The 14688-nt window shown below is 60.2% G+C and carries 9 protein-coding genes, 1 tRNA gene and 1 pseudogene; all 11 read left to right on the top strand.

Translation table 11 applies throughout. The features are described from left to right. Nucleotides 1-95, top strand: a pseudogene (locus HDG33_RS35780) (elongation factor Tu); the annotation flags it as partial. Nucleotides 96-159: 64 nt separating this feature from the next. Further along, nucleotides 160-235 (top strand) — tRNA-Trp (locus HDG33_RS35775). Nucleotides 236-269: 34 nt separating this feature from the next. Continuing rightward, nucleotides 270-650, top strand: a complete 381-nt coding sequence (gene secE, locus HDG33_RS35770) for a preprotein translocase subunit SecE (RefSeq protein ID WP_184040841.1) — start codon at nt 270-272, stop codon at nt 648-650. Between the two features lies 1 nt (nt 651). Continuing rightward, the gene (gene nusG / locus HDG33_RS35765) at nt 652-1209 is read left to right on the top strand and encodes a transcription termination/antitermination protein NusG (RefSeq protein WP_075303275.1); all 558 of its coding nucleotides are present in this window, start codon (nt 652-654) and stop codon (nt 1207-1209) included. Between the two features lie 161 nt (nt 1210-1370). After that, on the top strand, nt 1371-1802 hold the full coding sequence (rplK, locus tag HDG33_RS35760; RefSeq protein WP_008922976.1) for a 50S ribosomal protein L11: 432 nt from the start codon (nt 1371-1373) through the stop codon (nt 1800-1802). Further along, a complete protein-coding gene (gene rplA, locus HDG33_RS35755) occupies nt 1803-2501 on the top strand; it encodes a 50S ribosomal protein L1 (RefSeq protein WP_090802175.1) in 699 nt (232 codons plus the stop codon). A 303-nt stretch (nt 2502-2804) separates the two neighbouring features. Then, nucleotides 2805-3308 (top strand): 50S ribosomal protein L10, encoded by a 504-nt coding sequence (gene rplJ / locus HDG33_RS35750; protein ID WP_062129470.1) that lies wholly within the window; start codon nt 2805-2807, stop codon nt 3306-3308. A 63-nt stretch (nt 3309-3371) separates the two neighbouring features. Beyond that, entirely contained in the window at nt 3372-3749 is a 378-nt protein-coding gene (gene rplL, locus HDG33_RS35745) for a 50S ribosomal protein L7/L12 (protein ID WP_018420143.1), read from the top strand. Between the two features lie 369 nt (nt 3750-4118). After that, the gene (gene rpoB, locus HDG33_RS35740) at nt 4119-8225 is read left to right on the top strand and encodes a DNA-directed RNA polymerase subunit beta (protein WP_184040838.1); all 4107 of its coding nucleotides are present in this window, start codon (nt 4119-4121) and stop codon (nt 8223-8225) included. Nucleotides 8226-8246: 21 nt separating this feature from the next. Beyond that, nucleotides 8247-12485, top strand: a complete 4239-nt coding sequence (gene rpoC / locus HDG33_RS35735; protein ID WP_184040835.1) for a DNA-directed RNA polymerase subunit beta' — start codon at nt 8247-8249, stop codon at nt 12483-12485. Nucleotides 12486-12709: 224 nt separating this feature from the next. Beyond that, a complete protein-coding gene (gene recQ / locus HDG33_RS35730; protein ID WP_184040832.1) occupies nt 12710-14557 on the top strand; it encodes a DNA helicase RecQ in 1848 nt (615 codons plus the stop codon). Nucleotides 14558-14688: the final 131 nt, after the last annotated feature.

Raw genomic sequence — 14688 nt, 5'->3', positions numbered from 1 at the left:
TCAACCCGATCGCGATGGAAGAAGGTCTGCGCTTCGCAATTCGCGAAGGTGGCCGTACGGTCGGCGCTGGTGTCGTCGCCAAGATCATCGAGTAACGCCAGAGAGTTCTCGATAATCGGTTGTATCGGGGTTGGCGGTGTCGTCAACCCCAAATGGTTTAGGGGTATAGCTCAACTGGCAGAGCGTCGGTCTCCAAAACCGAAGGTTGGGGGTTCGATTCCCTCTGCCCCTGCCAACTATCGCGCCGTAGTGGCGCTTGTTAAGGTGTTATGGCGAATCCTTCCGTCGAAACTGTAAATACATCCGGCGACAAGTTGATGTTGATCGCAGGTGTGTTGCTGGTCTTGGCCGGGTTCGTGGGGTTCTTCTGGCTTAATGGCCAGGAATGGTACATCCGCGGAGCCGCCTTGGCTGTTGGTGCGATCGCGGGTGTCGCAGTCGGTCTTCTCTCGGCGCCTGGCAAGGGTTTCATCGCTTTCGCCAATGACTCATACAAAGAGGTCCGCAAGGTAGTTTGGCCAAGTCGCAAAGAGGCGACCCAAACAACACTCGTGGTCTTCGGCTTCGTAGTCGTGATGGCTATCTTCCTCTGGGTTTGTGATAAATCCATTGAGTGGGCGATTTTCTCGGCGATTCTGGGTTGGAAATGATATGAGTGATACTCCGGCATCCCCGAGCGGCAAACGTTGGTACGTAGTGCACGCATATTCCGGTATGGAGAAGAGCGTGCAACGAGCGCTTCAGGAGCGCATCGAGCGGGCTGGTATGCAGGATCAGTTCGGCCAGATCCTCGTTCCAACGGAAGAGGTTGTTGAGGTAAAGGGCGGTCACAAATCAGTAACCGAACGTCGTTTCTTCCCGGGCTATGTTTTAGTCGAAATGGAAATGACAGACGAAACGTGGCACCTCGTGAAAAATACGGCGAAGGTGACCGGCTTCGTCGGCGGGGCGCGTAATCGGCCGAGCCCGATCTCCCCTCGGGAAGTTGAAAAGATCATGTCGCAGATGCAGGAGGGCGTGGAGAAGCCGCGTCCGAAGACCCTGTTTGAGGTAGGCGAGATGGTGCGCGTGAAAGAAGGCCCGTTCACAGATTTCAACGGCAGCGTCGAAGAAGTGAACTACGAAAAGTCGCGAGTCCGTGTTTCCGTTACAATCTTCGGCCGCGCAACGCCGGTCGAGTTGGAATTCGGCCAAGTCGAAAAGTTGTAGTCTAGATTTTACGGAACGCACCGTTAGGTGCGTTCCGTATTTCGCGCTTACGGTCCGCGTAATGGCCGTTGAGGAGCGTAACTAGCCAGTTTGTCGGCGAACACGCGCTACTACTCACTGAGCGTCCGCCCGTAAGACGGCGTTCCACAGAGGTTCTCGAAATGGCAAAGAAAATTATCGGCTTTATCAAGCTGCAGATTCCTGCAGGTAAAGCCAACCCGTCGCCGCCGGTTGGTCCGGCACTGGGTCAGCGCGGCCTGAACATCATGGAGTTCTGCAAGGCGTTCAACGCGCAGACTCAAGCGATGGAACCGGGTCTGCCGATTCCTGTCGTGATCACGGCATTCGCGGACAAGAGCTTCACGTTCGTTCTGAAGACGCCGCCGGCTACGGTTCTGATCAAGAAGGCAGCGAAGCTCGACAAGGGTTCGAGCAAGCCGCATACCGACAAGGTCGGCAAGATCACCCGCGCTCAAGCTGAAGATATCGCCAAGACCAAGATGCCCGATCTGACGGCTGCTGATCTGGACGCAGCGGTTCGTACGATCGCTGGTAGCGCCCGCTCGATGGGCATCACCGTGGAGGGCGTGTAAATGGCTAAGCTTTCGAAGCGTCTGCAAGCATTTGCAGCCAAAGTGGATCGTCAGAAGCTGTACCCGATCGAAGACGCTCTGTCGCTCGTGAAGGAATGCGCAAGCGCGAAGTTCGACGAGTCGATCGACGTCGCCGTGCAACTCGGCATTGACGCAAAGAAGTCGGATCAAGTGGTTCGCGGCTCGGTCGTGCTGCCCGCTGGTACCGGTAAGTCGGTCCGCGTCGCTGTGTTCGCGCAGGGCGAAAAGGCTGAGCAGGCTCGTGCCGCTGGTGCTGACGTCGTCGGTATGGAGGACCTGGCCGAACAGGTCAAGGCCGGGAACCTGAACTTCGACATCGTGATCGCTTCGCCGGACACGATGCGTATCGTCGGTACGCTCGGGCAGATTCTCGGCCCGCGTGGCCTGATGCCGAACCCGAAGGTTGGCACGGTCACGCCGGACGTCGCGACCGCGGTCAAGAACGCCAAGGCTGGTCAGGTGCAATTCCGTGTCGACAAGGCCGGCATTATCCACGCAACGATCGGCCGTGCTTCGTTTGAACCGGCAGCACTGCGCAACAACCTGAATGCGCTGATCGAAGCGCTGCAGAAGGCGAAGCCGGCAACGAGCAAGGGCGTGTATCTGCGCAAGGTCGCTCTGTCGAGCACGATGGGTGTTGGTGTTCGTGTCGACCAGACGTCGATCGCTGCCCAGTAATGAATTTCGCCGCTCCAGCGCGAGTTGGGGCGGCTTTTAAGGGCTTTGGGCGGTTGCGAGGTGGCAGTCTGCATCGCGCGACCGGTTGTCAAAGACCGTTGGTGGGCACGCAGCAAGTAGGCGGGTCCTTAATGTAAAGCCAACGCAGATGGCGAACCCGAAAAGGTTTTGTAGTGATGAAGCCGTTGGATGTCTGTAGCGATACGGATTTTTGACGGTCGAAATACTCCTGACTGGTCGGACGCCGTTATTGAATGCGGTACACAAGGCGCACGCTGCGTGTATCGAATCTGGAGGTTAACCGTGCCACTAAACAAAGAAAGCAAGCAGGCCGTCGTCGCTGAGGTTGCCGCGCAAGTCGCGAAAGCTCAGACCGTGGTTCTGGCTGAGTATCGTGGAATCGCGGTTGGCGATCTGACCAAGCTGCGCGCGAAAGCGCGTGAGCAACAGGTTTACCTTCGCGTGTTGAAGAACACGCTGGCGCGTCGCGCCGTCGAGGGTACCCCGTTTGCTCCGCTGGCAGAGCAGATGACTGGCCCCCTGATCTACGGCATCTCGGAAGATGCGATTGCTGCTGCTAAGGTCGTCAATGACTTCAGCAAGAGCAATGACAAGTTGGTCATCAAGGCTGGTTCCTACGAAGGCAAGGTGATGGACAAGGCTGGCGTGCAAGCGCTGGCAAGCATCCCGAGCCGCGAAGAACTGCTCTCCAAGCTGTTGTACGTTATGCAGGCACCTGTTTCTGGCTTCGCGCGCGCTCTGGCCGCGCTGGCAGAAAAGAAGCAAGGCGAAGAAGCCGCTGCGTAATGCACTTCAGTCGAGCGTGATTGATCGCTGGCTGTATCCGAATTCAATTTAGGAGTATTTCAAATGGCAATCGCAAAAGAAGACATCCTCGAAGCCGTAGGCTCGATGTCGGTTCTGGAACTGAACGAACTGGTCAAGGCGTTCGAAGAAAAGTTTGGCGTCTCGGCAGCTGCTGTTGCAGTGGCTGGCCCGGCAGGTGCAGCAGGCGGCGCTGCTGCTGCTGAAGAGCAGACCGAATTCACGGTCATCTTGGCCGAAACCGGTGCAAACAAGGTTTCGGTCATTAAGGCTGTTCGCGAACTGACGGGTCTCGGCCTGAAGGAAGCGAAGGATCTGGTCGACGGTGCACCGAAGCCCGTTAAGGAAGCGGTGCCCAAGGCTGCTGCTGAAGAAGCCAAGAAGAAGCTGGAAGAAGCCGGCGCGAAGGTTGAAATCAAGTAAGCTTCAACGCGCTGTGCGAAGGCTGGCGGTTTTTCACCGCCGGCCTTTTTGTGCTTTGTGGAGGACGCGTTTTTGCGGGCGTATGCCGGCAGGAATGTGATTCCCAGAAGCCAAAGAAAAACGCCCACGGTAATTTTGACCGGCATTTCTCTTTGTCTTCTGAAGCGACTGCAGAAGGCAAGTTTGGTCGGGTAGCGGGCAACACAGGCATCCGCTGCCGTCAGCCAGCGGTTGGTAGCGGCCAACCACCAAGCTTCTAGGCTCGTTCAAGCCATCGGACGGCCATCGGGTCTCAGTCGGTGAACACTCGGGTTGTCTCATCAAGGTATCCTGCCTCGACAACTATGCCCGCCGTGATTCGGAGATCGTATGCAATATTCCTTCACCGAGAAGAAGCGTATTCGCAAGAGTTTTGCGAAGCGCCCCATCGTTCACCAAGTACCTTTCCTGCTGGCTACCCAGCTTGAATCATTCAGCACGTTTCTGCAAGCAGATACGTCATCTACGCAACGCAAGCCGGAAGGCTTGCAGGCCGCGTTTACTTCCGTTTTTCCGATCGTTTCGCACAACGGCTTCGCGCGTCTTGAGTTCGTCAGCTACATGCTGTCGCCGCCGGCATTCAACATCAAGGAATGCCAGCAGCGCGGTCTGACGTACTGCTCGGCGCTGCGCGCCAAGGTGCGTCTGGTGCTGCTCGACAAAGAATCACCGAGCAAGCCGGTCGTCAAAGAAGTGAAGGAACAGGAAGTATACATGGGCGAAATCCCGCTCATGACGCCGACCGGTTCGTTCGTCATCAACGGCACGGAACGTGTGATCGTTTCGCAGTTGCACCGTTCGCCGGGTGTTTTCTTCGAACACGACAAGGGCAAGACGCACAGCTCGGGCAAGCTTCTGTTTTCGGCACGTATCATTCCCTACCGTGGCTCGTGGCTCGACTTCGAGTTCGACCCGAAGGACGTGCTGTACTTCCGCGTCGACCGTCGTCGTAAGATGCCGGTTACGATCCTGCTAAAGGCAATCGGCCTGACGCCGGAGCAGATCCTCGCAAACTTCTTCGTGTTCGACAATTTCACGCTGATGCCGGAAGGCGCGCAGATGGAATTCGTGCCGGAGCGTTTGCGCGGTGAAGTCGCGCGCTTCGATATCACGGACCGCGATGGCAACGTGATCGTCCAGAAGGACAAGCGGATCAACGCCAAGCACATTCGCGACCTCGATAACGCGAAGACCAAGTTCATCTCGGTGCCGGAAGATTATCTGCTCGGCCGCGTGCTCGCGAAGAACGTGATCGACGGCGATACGGGTGAAGTCATCGCGAACGCCAACGACGAAATTACCGAATCGGTGCTCGAGAAGCTGCGCGAAGCGAAGATCAAGGACATCCAGACGCTCTACACGAACGATCTGGACCAGGGTCCGTACATCTCGTCGACGCTGCGTATCGACGAAACGGCCGACAAGATGGCCGCACGTATCGCGATCTACCGCATGATGCGTCCGGGCGAGCCGCCGACCGAAGAAGCGGTCGAGGCACTGTTCAACCGTCTGTTCTACAGCGAAGAAGCGTACGACCTGTCGAAGGTGGGTCGTATGAAGTTCAATCGGCGCGTCGGCCGTGATGAAATCGTCGGTCCGATGACGCTGCAGGACGACGACATTCTCGCGACGATCAAGATCCTCGTCGAGCTGCGCAACGGCAAGGGCGAAGTGGACGACATCGACCACCTCGGCAACCGTCGTGTGCGCTGCGTCGGCGAACTCGCTGAGAACCAGTTCCGCGCGGGCCTCGTGCGTGTCGAACGTGCTGTGAAGGAACGCCTCGGCCAGGCCGAAAGCGAAAACTTGATGCCGCACGACCTGATCAACTCGAAACCGATCTCGTCGGCGATTCGCGAGTTCTTCGGGTCGTCGCAGCTGTCGCAGTTCATGGACCAGACCAATCCGCTGTCGGAAATCACGCACAAGCGTCGTGTTTCTGCACTAGGCCCGGGCGGTCTGACTCGTGAGCGCGCAGGCTTCGAAGTCCGCGACGTGCACCCAACTCACTACGGCCGTGTGTGCCCGATTGAAACGCCGGAAGGTCCGAACATCGGTCTGATCAACTCGCTCGCTCTGTACGCGCACCTGAACGAATACGGCTTCCTCGAAACGCCGTATCGCAAGGTGGCGGACGGCAAGGTGACCGACCAGATTGACTATCTGTCGGCGATCGAAGAAGGCCGTTACGTGATCGCTCAGGCGAACGCGGCGGTGGCCGACGACCGCACGCTGACCGACGAACTCGTGTCGTCGCGTGAAGCGGGCGAAACGCTGATGGTCACGCCGGACCGCATTCAGTACATGGACGTGGCGCCGTCGCAGATCGTGTCGGTCGCAGCTTCGCTGATTCCGTTCCTCGAGCACGACGACGCGAACCGCGCATTGATGGGCTCGAACATGCAGCGTCAGGCCGTCCCGTGTCTGCGTCCGGAAAAGCCGGTCGTCGGTACGGGCATCGAACGCACCGTGGCGGTCGACTCGGGCACGACGGTTCAGGCACTGCGTGGCGGTGTGGTCGATTACGTCGACGCGGGCCGTATCGTGATTCGCGTGAACGACGACGAAGCGGTCGCGGGTGAAGTCGGCGTCGACATCTACAATCTGATCAAGTACACGCGTTCGAACCAGAACACGAACATCAACCAGCGTCCGATCGTGAAGATGGGCGACAAGGTTGCGCGCGGCGACGTGCTGGCGGACGGTGCATCGACCGATCTGGGCGAGCTCGCGCTCGGCCAGAACATGCTGATCGCGTTCATGCCATGGAACGGCTACAACTTCGAAGACTCCATCCTGATTTCGGAGAAGGTCGTTGCGGACGACCGTTACACGTCGATTCACATCGAAGAACTGAACGTCGTTGCACGCGACACGAAGCTCGGACCGGAAGAAATCACGCGCGACATCTCGAATCTCGCCGAAGTGCAGCTTGGCCGTCTCGACGAGTCGGGCATCGTGTACATCGGCGCGGAAGTCGAAGCGGGCGACGTGCTGGTCGGCAAGGTCACGCCGAAGGGCGAAACGCAGCTGACGCCGGAAGAAAAGCTGCTGCGCGCGATCTTCGGTGAGAAGGCGTCGGACGTGAAAGACACGTCGCTGCGCGTGCCGTCGGGCATGAGCGGCACCGTGATCGACGTGCAGGTATTCACGCGTGAAGGCATCCAGCGCGACAAGCGCGCGCAACAGATCATCGACGATGAACTGAAGCGCTATCGTCTCGACCTGAACGACCAGCTGCGTATCGTGGAAGGTGATGCGTTCCAGCGTCTCGCGCGCATGCTCGAAGGCAAGGTCGCGAATGGCGGTCCGAAGAAGCTCGCGAAGGGCACGAAGATCGAGCGCGCTTACCTCGAAGATCTGGACCACTACCACTGGTTCGACATCCGGCTCGCGGATGAAGAAGCAGCGGCCCAGCTCGAAGCGATCAAGAACTCGATCGAAGAGAAGCGTCACCAGTTCGACCTCGCGTTCGAAGAGAAGCGCAAGAAGCTCACGCAAGGCGACGAACTGCCGCCGGGCGTGCTGAAGATGGTCAAGGTGTATCTGGCGGTGAAGCGCCGTCTGCAGCCTGGCGACAAGATGGCAGGCCGTCACGGTAACAAGGGTGTCGTGTCGAAGATCGTGCCGATCGAAGACATGCCGTACATGGCCGACGGCCGTCCGGCTGACGTCGTTCTGAACCCGCTCGGCGTGCCGTCGCGGATGAACGTGGGTCAGGTTCTCGAAGTGCATCTGGGTTGGGCCGCGAAGGGTCTCGGCTGGCGTATCGGCGAAATGCTGCAGCGTCAGGCGAAGATCGCTGAACTGCGCGAATTCCTGATCAAGATCTACAACGAATCGGGCCGCGCCGAAGAGCTGGACAGCTTCAGCGACGACGAAATCCTCGAACTGGCGAAGAACCTGCGCGAAGGCGTGCCGTTCGCAACGCCGGTGTTCGACGGTGCGACGGAAGAAGAAATGTCCCGCGCGCTGGATCTGGCGTTCCCGGACGACATCGCTGAAAACCTCGGCATGACGCCGTCGAAGAACCAGGTGCGTCTGTTCGACGGTCGCACGGGCGAGATGTTCGAACGTACGGTGACGGTCGGCTACATGCACTACCTGAAGCTGCACCACCTGGTCGACGACAAGATGCACGCGCGTTCCACGGGCCCGTACTCGCTCGTCACGCAGCAGCCGTTGGGCGGTAAGGCGCAGTTCGGTGGCCAGCGTTTCGGTGAAATGGAAGTGTGGGCGCTCGAAGCGTACGGCGCATCGTACGTGCTGCAGGAAATGCTGACGGTGAAGTCGGACGACGTGACGGGCCGGACCAAGGTTTACGAGAACCTGGTCAAGGGCGATCACGTGATCGATGCCGGCATGCCTGAGTCGTTCAACGTGTTGGTGAAGGAAATCCGGTCGCTGGGTATCGACATCGACCTGGACCGGAACTAATCGGACTACTGGAGAGAAGCGATGAAAGCTTTGCTCGATCTATTCAAGCAAGTCCAACAACCTGAAGTTTTTGACGCGATCAAGATCGGTCTGGCCTCGCCGGACAAGATCCGTTCGTGGTCGTTCGGTGAAGTCAAGAAGCCGGAAACCATCAACTACCGCACGTTCAAGCCGGAGCGCGATGGTCTGTTCTGCGCGAAGATTTTCGGTCCGATCAAGGACTACGAATGCCTTTGCGGCAAGTACAAGCGCCTGAAGCACCGCGGCGTGATCTGCGAGAAGTGCGGCGTCGAAGTGACGCTCGCGAAGGTGCGTCGTGAGCGAATGGGCCACATTGAGCTGGCCTCGCCGGTCGCGCACATCTGGTTCCTGAAGTCGCTGCCGTCGCGTCTGGGCATGGTGCTCGACATGACGCTGCGCGACATCGAGCGCGTGCTGTACTTCGAAGCATACGTGGTGATCGATCCGGGCATGACGCCGCTCAAAGCGCGGCAGATCATGACCGAAGAGGATTACTACAACAAGGTCGAGGAATACGGCGACGAATTCCGTGCCGAGATGGGCGCGGAAGGTATTCGCGAACTGCTGCGCGCGATCAACATCGACGAGCAGGTCGAGCTGCTGCGCACGGAGCTCAAGAACACCGGCTCGGAAGCGAAGATCAAGAAGTACGCGAAGCGCCTGAAAGTGCTCGAGGCGTTCCAGCGTTCGGGCATCAAGCCGGACTGGATGGTCCTCGAAGTGCTGCCGGTGCTGCCGCCGGAACTGCGTCCGCTCGTCCCGCTCGACGGCGGCCGTTTCGCGACGTCGGACCTGAACGACCTGTATCGCCGCGTGATCAACCGTAACAACCGGTTGAAGCGTTTGCTCGAGCTGAAGGCGCCTGAAATCATCGTCCGCAACGAAAAGCGGATGCTGCAGGAAGCCGTCGACTCGCTGCTCGACAACGGCCGTCGCGGCAAGGCGATGACCGGTGCGAACAAGCGTCCGCTGAAGTCGCTCGCGGACATGATCAAGGGTAAGGGCGGTCGCTTCCGTCAGAACCTGCTCGGTAAGCGTGTCGACTACTCGGGCCGTTCGGTGATCGTGGTCGGCCCGACGCTGAAGCTGCATCAGTGCGGTCTGCCGAAGCTGATGGCGCTCGAACTGTTCAAGCCGTTCATCTTCAACAAGCTCGAAGTGATGGGTGTCGCTACCACCATCAAGGCTGCGAAGAAGGAGGTCGAGAACCAGACACCGGTGGTGTGGGACATCCTCGAAGAGGTGATCCGCGAACATCCGGTCATGCTGAACCGTGCGCCGACGCTGCACCGTCTCGGCATCCAGGCTTTCGAGCCGGTGCTGATCGAAGGTAAGGCAATCCAGCTGCATCCGCTCGTTTGCGCGGCGTTCAACGCCGACTTCGACGGTGACCAGATGGCCGTTCACGTGCCGCTGTCGCTCGAAGCGCAGATGGAGGCGCGCACGCTGATGCTCGCGTCGAACAACGTACTGTTCCCGGCTAACGGCGATCCGTCGATCGTGCCGTCGCAGGATATCGTGCTCGGCCTGTACTACGCGACGCGTGAAGCGGTGAACGGCAAGGGCGAAGGCCTGACGTTCACGGGCGTGTCGGAAGTGCTGCGCGCGTACGAGAACAAGGAAGTCGAACTGGCCTCGCGCGTCAACGTGCGGATCACCGAAATGGTCCACAACGAAGACAAGTCGGAAGGCGCGCCGGCGTTCGTACCGAAGATCACGCTGTATGCGACCACGGTTGGCCGCTCGATCCTGTCGGAAATCCTGCCGCCGGGTCTGCCGTTCTCGGTGCTGAACAAGCCGCTGAAGAAGAAGGAAATCTCGCGTCTGATCAACACCGCGTTCCGCAAGTGCGGTCTGCGTGAGACGGTGATTTTCGCCGACCAACTGATGCAGTCGGGCTTCCGTCTGGCAACGCGCGCTGGTATTTCGATTTGCGTCGACGACATGCTCGTACCGCCGCAGAAGGAAACCATCGTTGGCGACGCCGCGAAGAAGGTGAAGGAATACGACCGTCAGTACATGTCGGGTCTCGTCACTGCGCAGGAGCGCTACAACAACGTGGTCGACATCTGGTCGGCGACGTCGGAAGCGGTCGGCAAGGCAATGATGGAGCAGCTGTCGACGGAACCGGTCACGGACCGCGACGGCAACCAGACGCGTCAGGAGTCGTTCAACTCCATCTACATGATGGCGGACTCAGGCGCTCGTGGTTCCGCGGTTCAGATCCGTCAGCTGGCCGGTATGCGCGGTCTGATGGCGAAGCCGGACGGCTCGATCATCGAGACGCCGATTACGGCGAACTTCCGCGAAGGTCTGAACGTGTTGCAGTACTTCATCTCGACCCACGGTGCACGTAAGGGTCTGGCTGATACGGCACTGAAGACCGCGAACTCGGGTTACCTGACGCGTCGTCTCGTCGACGTGACGCAGGATCTGGTCGTCGTCGAGGAGGATTGCGGCACGTCGAACGGCGTGGCGATGAAGGCGCTCGTGGAAGGCGGTGAAGTGGTCGAAGCGCTGCGTGACCGTATCCTGGGTCGCGTGGCCGTGGCTGACATCGTCAACCCGGAATCGCAGGAAACGCTGTTCGAAGCGGGCACACTGCTCGACGAAGACGCGGTCGAAGACATCGAACGCCTCGGCATCGACGAAGTGCGCGTGCGCACGCCGCTGACCTGCGAAACGCGCTACGGTCTGTGCGCGGCCTGCTACGGTCGCGACCTCGGCCGCGGCTCGATGGTGAACGTCGGTGAAGCGGTCGGCGTGATCGCGGCGCAGTCAATCGGTGAACCGGGCACGCAGCTCACGATGCGTACGTTCCACATCGGTGGCGCGGCGTCGCGTGCGGCGGTGGCATCGTCGGTCGAAGCGAAGTCGAACGGTACGGTGCGTTTCACGTCGACGATGCGTTACGTCACGAATGCGAAGGGCGAGCAGATCGTCATCTCGCGTTCGGGTGAAGCGATGATCACCGACGATCACGGCCGCGAGCGCGAGCGTCACAAGGTGCCGTACGGCGCCACGCTGCTGCAGCTCGACGGTGCGCAGATCAAGGCTGGCACGCAACTGGCCACGTGGGATCCGATGACGCGTCCGATCATCACCGAGTACGGTGGTACGGTGAAGTTCGAGAACGTCGAGGAAGGCGTGACGGTCGCGAAACAGATCGACGACGTGACGGGTCTGTCCACGCTCGTCGTGATCGACGTGAAGCGTCGTGGTTCGCAGGCGTCGAAGACGGTGCGTCCGCAGGTCAAGCTGCTCGATGCGAACGGCGAGGAAGTGAAGATCCCGAACACCGAGCACTCGGTGCAGATCGGCTTCCAGGTCGGCGCGCTGATCACCGTGAAGGACGGTCAGCAGGTGCAGGTCGGCGAAGTGCTCGCACGTATCCCGACCGAATCGCAGAAGACGCGTGACATTACCGGTGGTCTGCCGCGTGTGGCGGAACTGTTCGAAGCACGTTCGCCGAAGGACGCGGGCATCCTGGCGGAAGTCACGGGTACGACGTCGTTCGGTAAGGACACGAAGGGCAAGCAGCGTCTCGTTATCACGGACCTCGAGGGCAACCAGCACGAGTTCCTGATCGCGAAGGAAAAGCAGGTTCTGGTGCACGATGGTCAGGTCGTCAACAAGGGCGAAATGATCGTCGACGGACCGGCGGATCCGCACGACATCCTGCGTCTGCAGGGCGTCGAGGCGCTGTCGCGCTACATCGTGGACGAAGTGCAGGACGTGTACCGTCTGCAAGGCGTGAAGATCAACGACAAGCACATCGAAGTGATCGTGCGTCAGATGCTGCGCCGCGTGCAGATTTCGGACAACGGCGACACGCGTTTCATCCCGGGCGAACAGGTCGAGCGGTCGGACATGCTCGACGAGAACGACCGTATGATCGCGGAAGACAAGCGTCCGGCAACGTACGAAAACGTGCTGCTCGGTATCACGAAGGCGTCGCTGTCGACCGATTCGTTCATCTCCGCGGCGTCGTTCCAGGAAACGACCCGCGTGCTGACCGAAGCGGCGATCATGGGCAAGCGCGACGACCTGCGTGGCCTGAAGGAAAACGTGATCGTCGGCCGCCTGATTCCGGCCGGTACGGGTCTCGCGTTCCACAAGGCGCGCAAGAGCAAGGAACTGGCCGACCGCGAGCGTTTCGATCAGATCGCAGCGGAAGAGTCGTTCGAATTCGGTACGCCGGAAACGCCGGCTGCCGAACAGCAACACTCGGGCGAGTAAGTGCTGGCGGCGCAAGCCGCCTTGCCTCACGAGCCACGAAGGCCGCTCAGTTTCGACTGAGCGGTTTTTTTTTGCTCTTTTTGCGCGTGCATGGGTGCCACGTGCCGGAGCAGTCCTAGGCCCGATGGCTAACGTTGTCGCAAAGCGCGGGCGCGGCACGAATGGGTTGGTAAAATTCGTCTCACCGCCTGCGTGCCGTTCCTTTCGCCGTCTCTCTCAAATACATGTCCCGACCGCTCGAAATCCTCAATGAAGTCTTTGGTTATCCCGCGTTCAGAGGGCAGCAGGGCGAAATTGTCGAGCACGTCGCCGACGGTGGCGATTGCCTTGTGCTGATGCCGACGGGCGGCGGCAAATCGCTGTGCTATCAGATCCCGTCGCTGGTGCGGCGCGAATGCGGCTTTGGCACCGGCATCGTGGTGTCGCCACTGATCGCGCTGATGCAGGATCAGGTGGCCGCGCTGACCGAAGTCGGCGTGCGGGCCGCGTACCTGAACTCAACGTTGTCGAGCGCGGAGGCGGTGGCCACCGAGCGGGCGCTCCGCGACGGCGACATCGATCTGCTCTACGTCGCACCGGAGCGGCTGATGACGCCGCGCTTCCAGGAACTGCTCGAACGCACGCGCATCGGTCTTTTCGCGATCGACGAAGCGCACTGCGTGTCGCAATGGGGACACGATTTCCGGCCCGAATATATTCAGCTGTCGGTGCTGCACGAGCGCTTTCCGAATGTCCCGCGCATCGCGCTGACGGCGACCGCCGACGCGATCACGCGCGACGAAATCATCCACCGTCTCGCGCTCGAAGATGCGCGCGTGTTCGTGTCGAGTTTCGATCGGCCGAACATCCGCTATCGCATCGCCGAAAAAGACAACGCGCGCACGCAACTGCTCGACTTCATCCGCGCTGAGCATACGAAAGCCGACGGTACGACCGACGCGGGCGTCGTTTATTGCCTGTCGCGCCGCAAGGTCGAGGAAACCGCGGAGTGGCTGAAGGAAAAGGGCATGCGCGCGCTGCCGTACCACGCCGGCATGGAGTTCGAGGTGCGCCAGAAACATCAGGAGATGTTCCAGCGCGAGGAAGGCATCGTGATGTGCGCGACGATTGCGTTCGGCATGGGCATCGACAAACCCGACGTGCGGTTCGTCGCGCATCTGGATTTGCCCAAGAGCGTGGAAGGGTACTACCAGGAGACCGGCCGCGCGGGCCGCGACGGACTGCCGTCGAACGCGTGGATGGCCTACGGGCTCGGCGACGTCGTGCAGCAGCGCAAGATGATCGACGAATCCGAAGCAGACGATGCGCACAAGCGGGTCCAGACCGGCAAGCTCGATGCGCTGCTCGGTTTGTGCGAAACGGCGACTTGCCGGCGGGTGCGCCTGCTCGCGTACTTCGGCGAAACGAGCCAGCCGTGCGGCAACTGCGACAACTGCCTCGAGCCGCCGCCGACCTGGGATGCAACGCGCGAGGCCCAGATGGCGCTGTCGTGCGTGTTTCGCGCGCAGCGTGCGAGCGGCTTTCATTTCGGAGCCGGACACCTGATAGATATTTTGCGTGGCAACCGCAGCGAAAAAATCCTGCAGCGTGGCCACGAGAAGCTGACCACGTTCGGTATCGGCGCGGCGCTCGGTGAGCCGGAGTGGCGTGCGATCTTTCGCCAACTCGTCGCGTTCGGTTACCTGACGGTCGACCACGAGGGCTTCGGTTCGCTCGTGCTGACGGAGGCGAGCAAGCCGGTGCTCAAGGGCGAGCAGAAGGTGACGATGCGTCGCTACGTCAAGCCGACACGCACGCGTCAATCGTCGGGTCGTACGAGCGAGCGCGCCGATCCGACCATTGGCATGGGCCCTCGCGAGCGGGCCCGCTGGGAGCGTCTACGCATGTGGCGCACAGAAACCGCGAAGAGCGACGGAGTGCCGGCTTATGTGATTTTCCATGACGCGACGCTCGCGGAAATCGCCCGTCTCGGCCCCGATTCGATCGACGATCTGCGCGGGATTCCGGGCATGGGGGCGCGTAAACTGGACCGTTTCGGCTATGAATTGCTGCACGTCGTAGCGGCAGACTGACGTCGTCTGGCTGTTTAGCCGGATTGGCAGGGGCGAGCCACCCGCTCGGGGCTGCCGGCTGACGAGCTCAGGTAGTAGCGCAGCTCGGTACTGGTCTTCGCGCCGATGCAGCGCTGCGATTCAACCATGAT

Source organism: Paraburkholderia sp. Cpub6 (assembly GCF_014201065.1).
In the GTDB taxonomy this organism is placed as follows: domain Bacteria; phylum Pseudomonadota; class Gammaproteobacteria; order Burkholderiales; family Burkholderiaceae; genus Paraburkholderia; species Paraburkholderia tuberum.
This window is presented reverse-complemented; position numbering and strand designations above follow the sequence as displayed.

Excerpts from the sequence above, each read along its gene's own strand:
- rplK (WP_008922976.1), top strand. The coding sequence starts at position 1,371 with ATGGCAAAGAAAATTATCGGCTTTATCAAGCTGCAGATTCCTGCAGGT.
- secE (WP_184040841.1), top strand. The coding sequence starts at position 270 with ATGGCGAATCCTTCCGTCGAAACTGTAAATACATCCGGCGACAAGTTG.
- nusG (WP_075303275.1), top strand. The coding sequence starts at position 652 with ATGAGTGATACTCCGGCATCCCCGAGCGGCAAACGTTGGTACGTAGTG.
- recQ (WP_184040832.1), top strand. The coding sequence starts at position 12,710 with ATGTCCCGACCGCTCGAAATCCTCAATGAAGTCTTTGGTTATCCCGCG.
- rpoC (WP_184040835.1), top strand. The coding sequence starts at position 8,247 with ATGAAAGCTTTGCTCGATCTATTCAAGCAAGTCCAACAACCTGAAGTT.
- rplL (WP_018420143.1), top strand. The coding sequence starts at position 3,372 with ATGGCAATCGCAAAAGAAGACATCCTCGAAGCCGTAGGCTCGATGTCG.
- rpoB (WP_184040838.1), top strand. The coding sequence starts at position 4,119 with ATGCAATATTCCTTCACCGAGAAGAAGCGTATTCGCAAGAGTTTTGCG.
- rplA (WP_090802175.1), top strand. The coding sequence starts at position 1,803 with ATGGCTAAGCTTTCGAAGCGTCTGCAAGCATTTGCAGCCAAAGTGGAT.